The sequence below is a fragment of the Gemmatimonadota bacterium genome (assembly GCA_026706345.1).
Lineage (GTDB): Bacteria > JAAXHH01 > JAAXHH01 > JAAXHH01 > JAAXHH01 > JAAXHH01.
The window spans coordinates 1-2,527 of sequence record JAPOYX010000044.1; the positions used below are offsets into that span (position 1 = coordinate 1).

3 protein-coding genes are annotated in these 2,527 nt (G+C 61.9%); all 3 read right to left on the reverse strand.

Annotated features, from left to right (window positions below; all coding sequences use genetic code 11):
- Positions 1 to 470 (reverse strand): hypothetical protein (locus tag OXG98_04435; protein ID MCY3771252.1); only part of this gene is annotated, 470 nt, incomplete at its 3' end.
- A gap of 6 nt (positions 471 to 476) precedes the next feature.
- Positions 477 to 2,129 carry an efflux transporter outer membrane subunit gene (locus OXG98_04440; protein ID MCY3771253.1) on the reverse strand — a complete coding sequence of 551 codons (1,653 nt, stop codon included), beginning with the start codon at positions 2,127 to 2,129 and terminating at the stop codon, positions 477 to 479.
- Between the two features lie 186 nt (positions 2,130 to 2,315).
- Positions 2,316 to 2,527 (reverse strand): hypothetical protein (locus OXG98_04445; protein MCY3771254.1); only part of this gene is annotated, 212 nt, incomplete at its 5' end.

A 2,527-nucleotide genomic window follows, 5' to 3' on the forward strand; every position in this document is an offset into this window, starting at 1 on the left:
AGGGGATTCGCGGCCGACGTCGCATCTGCATCTCCCTGGTCGGCGATATACAACTCGTATTGGACCTGGGCGATTTCGGCTTTTTCCTGCTCCTCAAGGAGGGCCACCCGCCGGGCGGCGAGATTGGCCTCGGCTTCCCGCACCCGGTACAGAAAATCCGTCTCTTCTATGCGGATGATCGTCTGGCCCGCCGTTACCCGTCCCCCGCTCTGGAATCCCGGATCCACCCAGTCGATTTTCCCCCCCACCTGCGGTGCGATACCGACCTCGGCGCTTGGCCTCACGGTCCCGGACCCGTAGACCGGTATGGGACCGGTACTGGCCGAAACCAGTCCCGTCTGCGCGAACGGGATCTGGGGCGGGAGTTCGGTGCGGGTCGGTTCGGGTGCCAGTGAAATGAGAAAAGCCGCCAACGCCACTGAAACACCGAGGATGGCGCCGGCGATGACAAAGCTGAAAATGCGGGACATGGCGATTTACTCCAGGACGCTGGCAAGCAGACGTGGTTGAAAGAGGGAACGTATCCCGCATCTGCCGGTCGAGGAAGGACACGTTCCCTCTTTGGTGTCAGGAGCTAGGTTACTCTGCCGGATGGCTTCCCCTTCGTTCAAAGAGTAAACGTGTCCAGCTTTTTTGTGTGATTGGAGGACACGTTCCCTCTTTGCAGTCCACGCGCCCCCCAGCGCGCGGTGCAATACCAGACGCACGTGCCCCAGGTCACGCTGCGCCGTTGCCAGCGCGGACTGCGCGCCTAGGAGGGTGTGCGTTGCCGTCAGGAAATCCTCATAGTCACCCACTCCAGAGACATAACGCTGTTCCTGCAACGCCATTTCGGCCTGAGCCTCTTGCGCCCGCGAAGCCAGTAAGGCATACCGGCGGCGGTTGGCCTCCAGTCCCGCCAGGGCGGCCTCGACCTCGTTGACTGCGCTGACCACGGAACGCCCGTAGGCGGCGGCCGCTTCATTCCAGCGGGCCTCGGCGAGATCAACGTTGCTGCGCAGCCGTGAACCCTGAAATGCGGGGCCAAGCAGGTTGAAGCTCAGGTTCCGGAACCATTGATCCGGGTCGAACCACTCGCCCGCCTCGGCACTTTGCAGCCCGATGGAACCGTACAGGGATAAGCTCGGCAGCAAATCCGCGCGGCGTGCGCCAACGGTGTAGCGGGCCGCTTCCATCCGCTGCCTTGCCGCGTTGACGTCAGGCCGTTGTGCCAGAAGGTCGGCCGGAATGCCTGCCGGAACCGGGTCGAGCGCGGCAGAGGGCGTCAGGGAATCGGGCAACATGCCCGCGAGGTCCGCATGGTACCCCCCCAGGAGCACCCAGAGGCGGCCTTTCGCGTCCGCCAGCAGCGCTTCGATTTGCGGCAACCTGGTTTGCGCGTCGCTCAGGTTCTGCCGCGCCGTATAGAGGGCGCGTGCATCGGTCAGCCCGCGGTCATAGCGGGACTCAGCCAGGGACGCCCGCTGCTGAAAGATTTCCACGACTTCGTCGGCCAGCCGCCGTTGGTGGCGCAGGTCGACGATCTCCAGGTAGGTGCGCACGGTTTCGGCCAGCACACCTATGCGGGCTGTCAGGTAGTCCGACTCCGAAGCCTGCCGCGCGGCGGCGGCGGCGCGCGCGTCGTTGCGATTGCGGCCCCAGAAGTCAAGTTCGTAGGAGATGTCAAGACCCAGGTCGTAGGTCGTCAGGCCGATCCGGTCGGGAATCTCGAAGCCAAAATCGCGGTATACGTCGGAACCCACCCCCAATTCGTCCAGGTACGCGGCAATACCCGCATTGGTAGATGTCTCCATGTCGGTGATACCAAGAGAAGGCTGAAGCAGCGGAAACGCCGGGGCTTTGACGATACGCTCCCGTGCCCTGGCCTGGTCGACCCGGGCAACCGCCTCGGCGAGGTCGAAGTTCGAGGCCAGCACCGCTTCGATAACCTGGTCAAGAACCGGGTCGGCGAACGCCTTCCACCACTCCAGCGGCTCGTATGAGCCGGCAACTTCACTTTCGGCAAACTCGTCGGGTAACTCCATCGCTGCTTCGAGAACCGGAGGCATTCGATTTGGTGTCAGGGAGCAAGCGGAGATGAGACAGCCGACGATTACCGGAAATAACAGTGTGGTTGATCTGATTGGCATGTCGCTGACCCGACAAACTTTAACGTGGTGTTCCGAGGTGTCCGCCTCATTGGAAAAGCATCATCGCGAATTTGCGAGTTCGTTTCAAGCGGTTCGGCGCATCTCCAAGGGGTTGTGTCTCTCCACTCGCAATTTGTCTCGGTAACGTTGCCGATGGCAGGAGCGCAACGAGGTCCGCAGGCCGCTCTAGTACTCAATATGATCCACCTTGCCCTGCCACTCCCGAAAGACTGCTAACGCCTGCTCGCGCAGCAATTGCTGGGCGGGGATTTTGCGCTCGGCCCACGGCCGTTGTAATTCCCGGTAAAAGACCTGGTCGTCGAAGCCAATATCCCGAGCGTCTTCGGTGGTATTGGCGAAATAAATTTTTTCGATCCTGGCCCAGTAGATGGCGGCGA